The organism is uncultured Gemmiger sp., assembly GCA_944388105.1.
In the GTDB taxonomy this organism is placed as follows: domain Bacteria; phylum Bacillota; class Clostridia; order Oscillospirales; family Ruminococcaceae; genus Gemmiger.
On record CALXHN010000007.1, the window covers coordinates 38,998 to 52,609 of the forward strand.

A 13,612-nucleotide genomic window follows, 5' to 3' on the forward strand; every position below is an offset into this window, starting at 1 on the left:
CACCCGGATTTTTATTTGGCCAATGGCGGATTGACGGGACGGGACAAGCAAAGTATGATGAAGAAAAGGCGTTTCCCGGGAAACAAAACCGGTACCGGGACAGGCGGACCGGTCCCCAAAGCGAGGACCGGTCTGACAGACAGGAAAGGCGGACGGATATCATGAATTACCATCAGTATCAATTTTCGGTGCCGCAGGAAAAAATGGTCCGGGTCATCACAGATACCGATGCCAAGAATGAGGCGGATGACCAATTTGCCATCGTTCAGGCGCTCCTGAGCCCCAAGTTTGAAAATGTGGGTTTGATTGCGGCCCATTTCGGCACCGACCGGGTTCCGGATTCCATGGAGCGGAGCTACCGGGAACTGCAGACCATTTTTGAAAAGATGGACCTGCCTTCCCGGGATATGCTGTACAAGGGTGCGCCCCATGCAATGGAACGGGACGACCTGCCGGTGGAATCGGAAGGGGCCCGTCTGATCGTGCGGGAGGCGATGAAGGCAGATCCCAGGCCCTTGTATGTGCTCTTTCTGGGGCCGCTCACGGATCTGGCTTCGGCTTACCTGATGGAACCCCGGATCGCCGGACGCTTGTGTGCCATATGGATCGGCGGCGGCCGGTATCCGGATGGAGGTCCGGAATACAACCTGGGAAATGACATCACGGCGGCGCGGGTGGTTTTTGCCAGCAATATGGAGCTGTGGCAGGTGCCGCAGGATGTTTATCAGATGATGACAGTCTCGCTGGCTGAACTGGAATACCGGGTCCGGCCCTGCGGCAAGATCGGTGCCTATCTCTGTGACCAGCTGGAAGCGCACAGCCATGAACCGGGGCCAAGAACCAGTCCTTTCCGGGCAGGGGAGGCCTGGGTACTGGGCGATAACCCCGCCGTGGGGCTGCTGCTGTACGGGCACCGGTATGATTATGATTGTGTGCCGGCACCGCAGATCACGGCGGATGGCCGGTATCTCCACACCGGTCTTTCCCGCAAAATCCGCGTATACAACCGGGTGGACAACCGGTTTATCCTGGAAGATCTGTATGCCAAACTGGCTTTGTTTTCCCGAAATCAGGCTTCCTGTCAGACCCATCCATGAATCATGCCATCGGTGCCCCTGTCCTCCGTCCTTCGGAGGCAGGGGCGCTGCTTTTGGGGCAGAAAGAGGGAAGGCAGACAAAATGTGCAGGAAATGTGATTTTTGCCCGGGAGTCATTGACAGGCGGGCCGACTTTGAGTATAATGACAGACTGTACGCAATCAAACAGTTGGAACATGAACAATTTCCGCGGCACGAAATGACGGCCGCCAAGAGAGGTGATTCTCACGCAGGAAAAACGGACCGCAGACCCTGATATGCGGCGGGTGGGTCGGGCGCTGACCCACACATCCCACCAGATCAACCGGGCCCTGGACGCTTGCATCGGTGAGACGGTCAGCCAGGAGCTGACCGGCATGCGGGGGATGGTTCTGGGGTACATTGTCCGTACCACCCGTTCGGGGCGGCCGGTGTACCAGCGGGACCTGGAACATTGTTTCCGGGTGCAGCGTTCCAGCATCACCACCATGCTCAAGGGCATCGAGAGCGCCGGCTTCATCACCCGCACGGCGGTGGAACAGGATGCGCGCCTGAAAAGTCTGGCTGCCACCGAGAAAGGTCTGGCCTGCTACGATCAGCTGGAACGCTGCATCAATGCGTTTGAGGCGCGGCTGCAGCAGGGCGTGACCGAATCGGAACTGACCAGTCTGGAAACGGTTCTGGACAAGCTGCTGTGCAACGCCAAAGCTGTGCAGACCGATCCGCATATCGAATAAGAAAGGAATAGGAGAAAGTACACACACTATGTTTAAGACACTGTACAAAGAGATCGATGGCTTCAAGCTGGTCTCGGTGCTCACACCGGTGTGCATGATCGGCGAAGTCGTCATGGAAATGATCGTACCGCGCCTGATGGCTTCCATCATTGACGACGGCGTCACCGCCGGCAACATGGAGCACATCTACCGGGTGGGTGGCTGGATGATCGTGGCCGCCATCATCGGTCTGGTCTTCGGCGTGCTGGGCGCGGTGTTCGGCTCCCGTGCCGCCACCGGCTTCGCCCGCAACCTGCGCCGGTCCATGTACCGCAATATCCAGACCTTCAGCTTTTCCAACATCGACAAGTACTCCACCGCCGGTCTGGTCACCCGTATGACCACCGACGTCACCAACATCCAGAACGCCTACCAGATGATCCTGCGCATGTTCGTGCGCGCCCCGGCCAGCATGGTCATCGCCATGGTCATGTCCTTTGCCATCAACCGGGAACTGGCCAGCGTCTATCTGGTGGCCGTTATCCTGCTGGGGGCCGCGCTGATCTTCATCATGACCCGCGCCACCCGCTATTTCGGCGAAGCCTTCCGCAAGTACGACGACCTGAACGAGAGCGTGCAGGAAAATGTCTCGGCCATCCGCGTGGTCAAGGCATATGTGCGGGAAAAGTTCGAGGGTGAAAAGTTCCAGAAAGCCAGCGGCAATGTCCAGAAGCTGCTGCTGCGCGCGGAAATGATCCTGTCCTGGAACGCACCCCTGATGCAGTTCACCGTGTACACCTGCATTCTGGTCATCTCCTGGCTGGGCGCCCGGATGATCGTGTCCAGCGGTGCTACCGCCCTGACCACCGGCGAACTCATGAGCATGCTGACCTACTGCATGAACATCCTCATGAGCCTGATGATGCTGTCCATGGTCTTCGTCATGATCACCATGTCCGCCGCTTCCGCCCGCCGTGTGGCCGAGGTCCTGAGCGAAAAGTCCGACCTGACCAACCCCGAGAACCCCGTCATGGAAGTCAAGAATGGCGCTGTGCAGTTCGAGCATGTGGGCTTCCGCTACAAGCGGGACGGACGGGAAGTTCTGTCCGACATCGACCTGAACATCCGTTCCGGCGAGACTGTGGGCATCATCGGCGGCACCGGCAGCGCCAAGACCAGTCTGGTCCAGCTGCTGCCCCGTCTGTATGATGTCAGCGCCGGCACCGTGCGCGTGGGCGGTGTGGACGTGCGCAAGTACGACCTGGAAACCCTGCGTGACAGTGTGGCCATGGTGCTGCAGAAGAATGAGCTGTTCTCCGGCACCATTGCCGAGAACCTGCGCTGGGGCAACGCCAATGCCACCGACGAGGAGATCGCCGAAGCCTGCCGTCAGGCCTGCGCCGATGAATTCATCGAGCGCTTCCCCGACAAGTATGAGACCCACATCGAGCAGGGCGGCACCAATGTGTCCGGCGGCCAGAAGCAGCGTCTGTGCATTGCCCGCGCTCTGCTGAAGAAGCCCAAGATCCTGATCCTGGACGACTCCACTTCCGCCGTGGATACCGCCACCGATGCCAAGATCCGGCACAGCTTTGCGGAAAAGATCCCCGGCACCACCGTGTTCATCATTGCCCAGCGTATCTCCAGCATTGAACACGCCGACCATGTTCTGGTTCTGGACGGCGGCCGTATCCAGGGATGGGGCACCCCGCAGGAACTGCTGGAAACCAACAAGATCTACCAGGAGGTCTACCGCAGCCAGACCAAGGGCGGCGGCGACTTTGACGAGAAGGGAGGCGAGGAATAATGGCACAGGAACGCGTAAAGGTTGTCCATGCGGGCCGTGGCGCCCATGGTCCCCGCCCCAAGGTAAAGAACCCCGGCAAGATCCTCAAGCGGATCATGGGGTATGTGCTGCATGTGTATCGTGTGCCGTACCTCATCGCCATTGCCTGCATCGTGATCTCGGTGCTGGCCAACATTCAGGGTACTTTGTTCATGCAGACCCTGATTGATTCCTACATCCTGCCCCTGCTCACCGAAAAGAGCAACGACTTCTCCGGTCTGCTGTTCGCCATCCTGCGCACCGGCTGCTTCTACGCCATCGGCGTGGCGGCTACCTTCACCCAGACCCGTCTGATGGCCATCATCACCCAGGGCACTCTGAAAAAGCTGCGTGACGAACTGTTCACCCACATGCAGACCCTGCCCATCAAGTATTTCGATACCCACGCCCACGGCGATATCATGTCGGTGTACACCAACGATATTGATACCCTGCGCCAGATGATCAGCCAGAGCATCCCCCAGATGCTCAACAGCGGCATCACCATCATCGGCGTGCTCTTCTCCATGATCTTCCTCAGCATCCCCCTGACCCTGGTCACCCTGGTCATGGTGGGCGTCATGCTGCTGGTCACCCGCTACCTCACCGGCAATTCCGGCCGCTACTTTGTGGCCCAGCAGCGGGAACTGGGCAAGGTCAACGGCTTCATCGAAGAGATGATGAACGGCCAGAAGGTCGTCAAGGTCTTCTGCCATGAGGAAAAGGCCATTGAGGACTTCAACATCCTCAACGACGAACTGTTCGAGAGCGCCAACAAGGCCAACACCTACTCCCTGGTGGCCATGCCCTTCAACGGCCAGCTGGGCAACCTGAGCTATGTTCTGTGCGCCATCATCGGCGGCGCCCTGGCTCTGTCCGGTGCCACCGGTCTGACCCTGGGCAAACTGGCCAGCTTCCTGACCTTCAACCGCAGCTTCAACATGCCCATCAACCAGGTGTCCATGCAGTTCAACTCCATCGTCATGGCTCTGGCCGGCGGTCAGCGTATCTTTGACCTGCTGGACGAACCCTCCGAGGTGGACGAGGGCAATATCACTCTGGTCAACGCCAAGCGTCTGGCGGACGACTCCGTCACCGAAGCCCAGACCCGCACCGGTCTGTGGGCCTGGAAGGTCCCCCAGAAGGACGGCACCAACAAGTATGTGGAGCTCAAGGGCGATATCGTCTTCAAGGACGTGGACTTCGGCTATGTGCCCGAAAAGATCGTCCTGCACGACATCAACCTCTATGGCCGTCCGGGCCAGAAGATTGCGTTTGTCGGTTCCACCGGTGCCGGCAAGACCACCATCACCAACCTGATCAACCGCTTCTACGATATCCAGAAGGGCCAGATCCTCTACGACGGTCTGGATATTACTTCCATCCGCAAGGACGACCTGCGTTCCTCCCTGGGCATCGTGCTGCAGGATACCCACCTGTTCACCGGCACGGTCATGGAGAACATCCGTTACGGTCGTCTGGATGCTTCGGATGAAGAATGCCGTGCTGCGGCCCGTCTGGCCAACGCCGAGCTGTTCATCCGCCATCTGCCCAACGGGTTTGATACCATGCTCACCGGCGACGGCACCAATCTGAGCCAGGGCCAGCGCCAGCTGCTGGCCATCGCCCGTGCCGCCGTGGCCGACCCGCCGGTTCTGATCCTGGACGAAGCCACTTCCTCCATTGATACCCGCACCGAGACGCTGGTGCAGCAGGGCATGGACGGTCTGATGTACGGGCGCACCACCTTTGTCATCGCCCACCGCCTGTCCACCGTGCGCAACTCCGACTGCATCATGGTTCTGGAGCAGGGCCGCATCATTGAACGCGGTACCCACGACGAACTGATCGAGCAGAAGGGCCGCTATTATCGGCTTTATACCGGTAATTTTGCGGAAAATTCCTAACAAATTCCGAAATATTGCCGGGATGTCGCTGGACATTCCGGCAATTTTTGTACAACTTGCCGTTAGAGCGCCAAAAACTTGACGTTATGGAAAAAAATGGCTATAATAACCACATAGGGACGGCGAATGCAGTTCCGTTTGCCGCTGTCAGAGGGACAAAAAGCGCAACAATTTTGATGTGCGCAGGACAGCGGCCTGCCAATGCGTGAATCAAGAAAATTATACGAAAAACCTAACAGGAGGGGTATCAACATGGCAGTCAGCAAGAAGGTCGCTCAGACCGTGATCAAGGAAGACAAGTTCTATACCATCAGCGCCGCCAACGGCAAGGTCGTGGAAGTCGCCGATTACAACACCGACAACGGCGCCCGCATCCAGCTGTGGGACAACGCCAATGCCGAGTGGCAGCAGTGGGGCTTCGTCCGCGCTGGCGAAGGTGTCTACCGCATCAAGAACCGCTTCACCGGCAAGATGCTGGACCTGTACCAGGGCGGCATCGGCGACGGCACCGCTGTCCATCAGTGGGAAGGCGCTCCCGCCAGCAGCCAGCTGTGGGTGGTGGAGGCCGGCAATGATGGCCGCGTCAAGATCAAGTCCAACGTTTCCGGCAAGTGTCTGGACGTGGTGGGCATGAACAGCGAAAACGGCGCCGGCCTGCAGATCTGGGCCGATGTGAACGGTGACAACCAGCATTGGGTCATCTCCGAAGTCACCCGCAAGCCCAAGGCTGTCAAGGCTGCCGCCAAGGCCAAGGAAGAGGCTGTTGCCGAAACCAAGCCCGCTGCCGAGAAGGCCCCGGCCAAGAAAGCTCCCGCCAAGAAGGCTGCCGCTCCCAAGGCCGAAGCCAAGCCCGCCGCTGAGGTGAAGGCTGCTGCCGAGACCAAGCCCGCCGCCAAGAAGGCCGCTGCGCCCAAGGCTGCCGAGAAGCCTGCCGAAAAGAAGGCTCCCGCCGCCAAGAAGCCGGCTGCCAAGAAGACCACCAAGGCCGGCAAGTAATTTTTTCCAATATGTTGCTGCAAGGCACCCCGTCCGTGTACCGGCCGGGGTGCCTTTTTGTGCTCTGCATCCGGCGCCGCAGCGGGCCTGCCCTTGCGCAATACGGGGCTTTGGGGTACAATGTTAAAAAAACAAAACCGGCAAGGAGCTGCAAACATGACGCAATATAAAGTTTTGGCCCTGGATCTGGATGGAACCCTGACCAACAGTGACAAGATCGTGACCCCGCGCACCAAGGCTGCCCTGCACCAGGCTGCGGAACAGGGTGTCCGCATTGTGCTGGCCAGCGGCCGTCCCACCGCGGGCATCCGTCCGCTGGCCAGGGAACTGGGGCTGGAACAGACCGGCGGCTATATCCTCAGCTATAATGGCGGCAAGATCATCGAGTGCGCCACCGGCCAGGAGATGGTCCAGCATCCCTTTCCCGCGGAGCTCATCCCCACAGTGTGCACCTTCGCACGTTACTGGAACGTGGTGCCCCTGACCTACGACAACGAGGGAATCGTCACCGAGGTGCCCGACCACCCCTATGTGCTGGAAGAGGCCCGCATCAACAAGCTGCCGGTGCGTCAGGTGCCCGACCTGCCTGCCGAAGTGACCTATCCCGTCAACAAGCTGCTGCTGGTGGGGGACCCGGTGGATATGCCCCATGTGGAAGAGCTGATGCAGCAGGAATTTGCAGGCAAACTGTCCATCTACCGCTCCGCTCCCTTCTTTATCGAAACCATGCCCTTGGGTGTGGAGAAAGCGGCATCTCTGAGCGTGCTGCTCCAGACGCTGGGCCTGACCCCCGCCGAACTCATGGCCTGCGGCGATGGCTGGAACGACCTGCCCATGATCAAGTTTGCCGGTCTGGGCGTGGCCATGGGCAATGCGGTGCCGCCGGTAAAGGCGGCGGCCGGCTTTGTCAGCACCGACAACGACCATGATGGCGTGGGCGTGGCGGTGGAACGCTTTATTCTGGGACAGGAGGTGTGAACGTGGGCAGAAATCTGATTGTATTCGATCTGGAATGGAACATCGGGTATCAGCCCAAGACCTTCCGGTACCATGATACTGAACTCACCCTGCGGGGAGAGATCATCCAGATCGGCGCTGTGCGCATCAGCGAGAGCGGGGAAGTCCTGGATACTTTTGAGATCACCCTACGTCCGCGGATTTTCCGCAAGCTGCAGCGTCACATTGCCAAGGTCACCGGCATGAGCCAGGGAGACCTGGATGCGGGCGTTCCCATCGCTGAAGGTCTGGCACGATTTGTGAAGTGGGCCGGACCGGATGCCGAATTTGCGGAATGGGGCCTGGATGATGTGCCGGTCCTCAAGCAGAACCTGTTCCTGTGCGGGCTGGACGAAAGCTGGCCCACCCGCTGGTATGATCTGCAGCGGATCTTCCTGCAGGCCTATCCCCGCAAGGAAGGGGAGGGTATGACCCTGGAGAGTGTGGTGGACCGGCTGGGAATTGAAAAGCAGGACCCCTTCCACAACGCTCTGGATGATGCCCTGTATACCGTCAAGGTCTGCCGCAAACTGCCTCTGGCGGAAGGCTTGGCCGCCTATCCCGACGAGGAGGCCCAGCTGATCGAAGCGCTTCTCACCGATCCGGACGCCGATTACCGGGATGTACAGACCTGGTTCGGCCTGATGGAGCATGACGCCTACAAAACGGACCCCGCCTTGTGCCGGGTGACCTGTCCGGAGTGCGGAGCCGCCCTGACTCTGGGAGACATCTGGCTCAAGCGCGGCAATACCGGCTATTATACCGAGGGTGTCTGTCCGCAGCACGGCTCCTGGTTCGTGCGGTTCAAGCTGTCTCGCCGGGACGGTCTGCACTGGAATTTTGCCCGCTGCACCGAGGCCATCAGTCCCGATACCTACGAACGCTGGAAACGGCAGGAAGCCGCCCAGCGGGAACGGATGCGCCGCAAGGCGGAAAAGGCCCGGGCCGAAGCGCTGGAAGACCAATAAAGGAGAGAAGCTCTCATGGCTGACCAAACCATCTATACCGTTGTGGTGGCGGACGACGAGGACGAACTTCGTCAGGCTGTCTGCACCATGATCCCCTGGGAGGAACTGGGATTTCATCTGGTGGGCAACGCCAGCAACGGTCTGGACGCCCTGGAACTGGTGGAAAAGCTGGAACCGGATCTGCTGCTCACCGATATCCGCATGCCCTTTATTTCGGGCATTGAGCTGGCCCGTCAGGTGCGGGAGATCCGTCCGGCCATGCACATTGCCTTTTTGAGCGGATACGACGATTTTGAATACGCCAAACAGGCCATCCAGTACAACATCATCAGCTATATGCTCAAGCCCCTGACCATGGAAGGTCTGGCAACGGAACTGCGGGGGATCCACGAAAAGATCGACCGTCAGTTTGCCGCTTTTCAGCAGCAGCTGAACGCGGCGGCGGCCCAGACCGGCCGGGATGAGTTCCTGGTCCCTCTGGTACTGGATGGCCATGCCGAGCTGCCTGCTCATGATACGGAATTTCATCTGCGGGCGGACGCCTGCCGGTGCGGGCTGCTGCGCGGGGCAGATGATCACCCGCAGTATGTGGTGCTGACCACCTCGCTGTATGATGAACAGGGCAACAACTGCACCCTGCCCACCTTTGTACATGTGATCGAGACGCTGGCCGGCAAGTATCTGCGCCATGCGGTGTTCTGCAGCCCCGGCCGGGTGGTGGCGGTGCTCATGGGCAATGCTTCGGACTTTGAAGAGTATCTGCATATCCTGGCGGAAGAGATCCTCCAGACAGCCCACCGTGTGCTGGGCCGGCGGGGAAGTGTGGGGGTCAGCCGCCGCACCGACCGTCTGGGCGGGCTGCATGCGGCCTATCGGGAAGCTGTTGAGGCCGCCGGCTTTACGCCGTCGGAGGAAGGCGGCGTCCAGTTTATCACCGACGTTCACCGGGGCACGCCCGCAGCCGTAGAGGCGGTCACCGCCTGCCTGGAAGAGGTGAAGGCGGCTTTCCGTGCCGGAGACCGGGATGCATTGTGTGCTGGTCTGTCCCGCATGTGCAGCCAGCAGCCGGGGGAAAGTACCGGCCCCTGGCTGGATGCGGTGGCTATCCAGCTCATGGCGGAAGTGTACCGGGTCCTGGAAGCCGGTGCCGGACCGGAAGCGCTGAATGAACTGGACCGCCGGGGACTTCTGCCGGACCTGTCTTTCCACTACCGTAACGCCGGAGAGCTGCGGCAGGCCCTGCAGGACCTGTGCCTGGGAGCCATGGACCAGCTCAGCACCCAACAGAAAAAAGGCGGCAGCCTTCTGTGCCAGAAGGCCCTGGCCGCCATCGACGAACATTATATGGATAAGGATCTGTCCCTGGTATCCCTCAGTGCCATGCTGGATGTGAGCCCCAACCATCTCAGTGCCTGCATCAAGAAGTATGCAGGGGAGACCTTCATCAACATCCTCATCGGCAAGCGGATGGATGCAGCCCGGGAGCTGCTTATGACCACGTCGCTGAAGATCCAGCAGATCGCTGCCCGGTGCGGGTATACCGACCAGCACTATTTCAGCTACTGCTTCAAGAAATACTGCGGGACTTCTCCCAATGCCCTGCGCCGGCAGCAGGGGGCGAAGCAATGACCGCCCTGCGCCATCCCCGCCGTCCCCGTCTGCTGACCATGCTGGTGGGGATGGTGGCCGGGGTCACCGCCGTGGTGCTGGGCGCTGTCAGCACCATTTTTATTGCCCAGTACCGGGCCGGTATGGTCCAGAGCGCCAGGACCACCAGTGCGCAGGCCTGCACCCAGGCTGCGGTCACGGTGGCACGGTATGTGCGGGATATGAATGAGGTCATGGACCTGGTCCAGACCTCCATGGAATATGAGGGGGCCGAGCGGGATGAATTCCTGCGCGACCTTCTTCGGGTACGCTCGGATGTGGTGGCGGTCACCACCTATACCGAGGACGGGACCCTGGTGGATTGCTGGGCGCTGGGCCATGAGCCCCGCACCGAGATCCTGCAGAACCTCTCCTTTGATGCGCAGAGTGCGGCTGTGTCGGACAGCTATGTTACACCACCCCATGTGGAAACCATCTTTGAAGGATATTATCCCTGGGTGGTGACCATAGCAGCCCGCCTGGAAGGGGAGGAACAGGCGGCATGGGTGTCCCTGGACATCAGCTTTTCCACCATCTCGGAGTATATTTCCAGCGTAGGCATCGGTGCCCACGGCTATTGCTTCCTGATGGATGAGGAAGGAACCATCGTATACCATCCCCAGCAGCAGCTGATCTATTCCGGTCTGAAAAGCGAGGATACCGCCCACCTGGCTGAACTGGGGGACGGAACCTGGGCGGAAAAAACGGTGATCTATTCCATCACCGGCATTGAGAACAGCACCTGGCGGGTGGTGGGCGTCAGCTATGTGGATGAGCTGGTGGACCTGAGCGTGCAGGCCATGCTGCGCATCTGTCTGGCCGTGGTGGTCACGGTATTGGCTGTGGTGCTGGGGGCCGGCTGGCTGCTTTCCCGCATCCTGTCCCGGCCGCTGGCGGCGCTGGCTTCCGCCATGGAACGGTTCGAGCAGGACGCGGACCACTTTGCCTATGAGCCGGTGGCCGGTACCCGGGAAGTGGAAGAGCTTTCCGATTCCTTCGGCCACATGGTGCACCGCATCCAGCATCTGATGGCCACTGTCCGGGAAGAAGAGGTCAACCTGCGCAAAACGGAACTCAAGGCGCTGCAGGCTCAGATCAACCCGCACTTCCTGTACAATACGCTGGATTCCATCGCCTGGATGTGTGAGCAGGGCCGCAATACGGATGCCGTCAATATGGTGCACGCTCTGGCACGCCTGTTCCGCATCAGCATCAGCAAGGGGCATGAACTCATTCCCATCCGCAAGGAGCTGGAGCATGCCGAAAGCTATCTGCAGATCCAGAAATACCGCTACAAGAACCAGTTTTCCTATGATTTCCAAGTGGACGAAAGCTGTCTGGACTGTCTGTGCAACAAAATTACCCTGCAGCCCATCCTGGAAAACGCCATTGCCCACGGTCTGGACCTGATGGTGGAACCCGGTCACATTGATGTGGAGGTCTGCCGTGACGGCCAGGATATCCTGTTCCGGGTACGGGATGACGGTGTGGGAATGGACGAAGAGCAGGTCCGGCACATCCTGCACAGCGAACCGGGAGACCGTACCGGCATTGGTATCAAGAACGTCAATGACCGTCTGCGCATCTATTTCGGGGAGGGCTACGGTCTGCACATCGAGAGTGAGCCGGATGTGGGGACCTGTGTGGAGATCCGCATGCCGCAAGTACGGGAGGGTGAATATGAAACGAAATAACACCCGCCTGCGCGCCGTCGGGGCGCTGGGAATGGCCGCTGCCGTCCTGCTCCTGTCGCTGTCCGGCTGTATGGGTGACCCCACCGCCGGTGACCCCCACAAGGTGGCGCTGGTGGTCAAATCCAGCGAGACCCAGTTTTTCCTTTCCATGTTTGCGGGTGCGGAGGCCGCCGCCGCGGAATACAACATTGATCTGACCATCACCGCGCCGGAATCCGAAGAAGACTACGTCGCCCAGAATCTTCTGGTGGAGCAGGCCGTGCAGGATGGTGCCGAAGCCATTGTTTTTTCCGCCACCGATTATGAGAACACCGCGGTGGCCATTGATTCCGCTGCCCAGAAAGGCGTTTCCATTGTGGCCATTGACTCGGATGTGAATTCCACGGCGGTGGCCACCTATATCGGTACCGACAACTATGCCGCCGGCCGTATGGCCGCCCAGGCGGCGCTGGAGCGCACGGAAGGGCAGCTGAACGTAGGCATCATCAATTATGGTCTGAACAGTGCCAACGGCCAGGAACGGGAACGGGGAGCCTGCGATGCCCTGGAAGAGAGCGGCCGTGCCCAGGTGGTGCAGGTGGTGCATACTCTGGCGGAAGCCGGCGCCGCCCAGGCGGATACCGTGACCCTTCTGCAGCAGAACCCGGAGATCAATGTCCTGCTCGCCTTCAATGAACCCACCAGTGTGGGGGCGGCAGGTGCCGTGCGGGAGCTGGGCCTTTCGGATACGGTGTTTCTGGTCGGATTTGACTCCAACGTGGAAACGGTGGATGATCTGCAGACCGGAGCGGTGGATGCCCTGGTTGTGCAGAATCCCTATGCCATGGGCTATCTGGGGGTGGAAAGCGCCTACAAACTCCTCAGCGGACAGGGGTCTGAGCTGTCCCAGACTGTGGATACTGCCACCCGCATCGTGGATCGGAAAAATCTTTTCGCTATGGACAGCCAAAAGGCCCTTTTTGCGTTCGGTTAACGGAATAAAATTCCATCATTTGGCCCGGAGTTAAACAATCTGCACAAAAAGTGCCGACAAAATGCTTGCAAAACAGCCAAATGGGATAAAAAAACACCCTGTATTTCGGTGAAATTTCACCTTGAAAACAGGGTGTTTTTCCTTTACCATAAATATTGTCAGGCGGGACCGTGAGAGGAACGGCTCCGCAAAAAAATCTCATAGTTAGAAGGAGAAATACTATGAAAAAAGCGCTTGCATTGACCGTGGCTGCGGCCATGGCACTCAGTCTGGCAGCCTGCTCCGGCGGCGACACCACCACTACCACTTCCGATTCCACCACTTCCACCGGCACCTCTGAGGCCGCTACTTCCGCCGATGCCACTTCCGGCGAAGTTGCCAACAAGGACAAGCCTCTGGTCTGGTTCAACCGTCAGCCCTCCAACAGCTCTACCGGTGAGCTGGACATGACTGCTCTGCAGTTCAACGACAACACCTACTACGTCGGCTTCGACGCCAACCAGGGCGCCGAGCTGCAGGGCCAGATGGTTCTGGATTACATCACCAAGAACATCGATACCATCGACAAGAACGGTGACGGCATCATTGGCTACGTTCTGGCCATCGGCGATATCGGCCACAACGACTCCATCGCCCGTACCCGCGGCGTCCGCAGCGCTCTGGGCACCGCCGTTGAGGTTGACGGCGCTGTGAACAGCGATCCTGTCGGCACCAACACCGACGGCACCGCCACTGCCGTTAAGGACGGCTCTCTGGAAGTCAACGGCAAGACCTACATCGTCCGTGAGCTGGCTTCTCAGGAAATGAAGAACTC

General features: G+C 59.5%; 10 protein-coding genes and 1 pseudogene. All 11 read left to right on the forward strand.

From position 1 onward, the window contains the following. Positions 1–161 precede the first annotated feature (161 nt). The gene (locus tag Q0K17_RS01725) at positions 162–1,097 is read left to right on the forward strand and encodes a nucleoside hydrolase (RefSeq protein ID WP_294539168.1); all 936 of its coding nucleotides are present in this window, start codon (positions 162–164) and stop codon (positions 1,095–1,097) included. A 257-nt stretch (positions 1,098–1,354) separates the two neighbouring features. Further along, complete coding sequence (locus Q0K17_RS01730; RefSeq protein WP_294539171.1) at positions 1,355–1,813, forward strand: MarR family winged helix-turn-helix transcriptional regulator; 459 nt, start codon at positions 1,355–1,357, stop codon at positions 1,811–1,813. A 28-nt stretch (positions 1,814–1,841) separates the two neighbouring features. Next, complete coding sequence (locus Q0K17_RS01735; RefSeq protein WP_294539175.1) at positions 1,842–3,599, forward strand: ABC transporter ATP-binding protein; 1,758 nt, start codon at positions 1,842–1,844, stop codon at positions 3,597–3,599. Further along, the gene (locus tag Q0K17_RS01740; RefSeq protein ID WP_294539178.1) at positions 3,599–5,524 is read left to right on the forward strand and encodes an ABC transporter ATP-binding protein; all 1,926 of its coding nucleotides are present in this window, start codon (positions 3,599–3,601) and stop codon (positions 5,522–5,524) included. Before Q0K17_RS01735 ends, Q0K17_RS01740 begins: the two co-directional genes overlap by 1 nt. Positions 5,525–5,776: 252 nt before the next feature. Next, on the forward strand, positions 5,777–6,520 hold the full coding sequence (locus Q0K17_RS01745; RefSeq protein ID WP_294539181.1) for an RICIN domain-containing protein: 744 nt from the start codon (positions 5,777–5,779) through the stop codon (positions 6,518–6,520). Positions 6,521–6,676: 156 nt separating this feature from the next. Next, complete coding sequence (locus tag Q0K17_RS01750) at positions 6,677–7,498, forward strand: Cof-type HAD-IIB family hydrolase (RefSeq protein WP_294539184.1); 822 nt, start codon at positions 6,677–6,679, stop codon at positions 7,496–7,498. Positions 7,499–7,500: 2 nt separating this feature from the next. Next, on the forward strand, positions 7,501–8,484 hold the full coding sequence (locus Q0K17_RS01755; RefSeq protein ID WP_294539187.1) for a 3'-5' exonuclease: 984 nt from the start codon (positions 7,501–7,503) through the stop codon (positions 8,482–8,484). 15 nt (positions 8,485–8,499) lie between these two features. Beyond that, positions 8,500–10,113 carry a response regulator gene (locus Q0K17_RS01760; protein WP_294539190.1) on the forward strand — a complete coding sequence of 538 codons (1,614 nt, stop codon included), beginning with the start codon at positions 8,500–8,502 and terminating at the stop codon, positions 10,111–10,113. Further along, positions 10,110–11,825, forward strand: coding sequence for a sensor histidine kinase (locus Q0K17_RS01765; protein ID WP_294539192.1), 1,716 nt, complete (start codon positions 10,110–10,112; stop codon positions 11,823–11,825). Before Q0K17_RS01760 ends, Q0K17_RS01765 begins: the two co-directional genes overlap by 4 nt. Further along, on the forward strand, positions 11,812–12,798 hold the full coding sequence (locus tag Q0K17_RS01770; RefSeq protein ID WP_294539196.1) for a substrate-binding domain-containing protein: 987 nt from the start codon (positions 11,812–11,814) through the stop codon (positions 12,796–12,798). Before Q0K17_RS01765 ends, Q0K17_RS01770 begins: the two co-directional genes overlap by 14 nt. A gap of 221 nt (positions 12,799–13,019) precedes the next feature. After that, a pseudogene (locus Q0K17_RS01775) lies at positions 13,020–13,612 on the forward strand (sugar-binding protein); the annotation flags it as partial.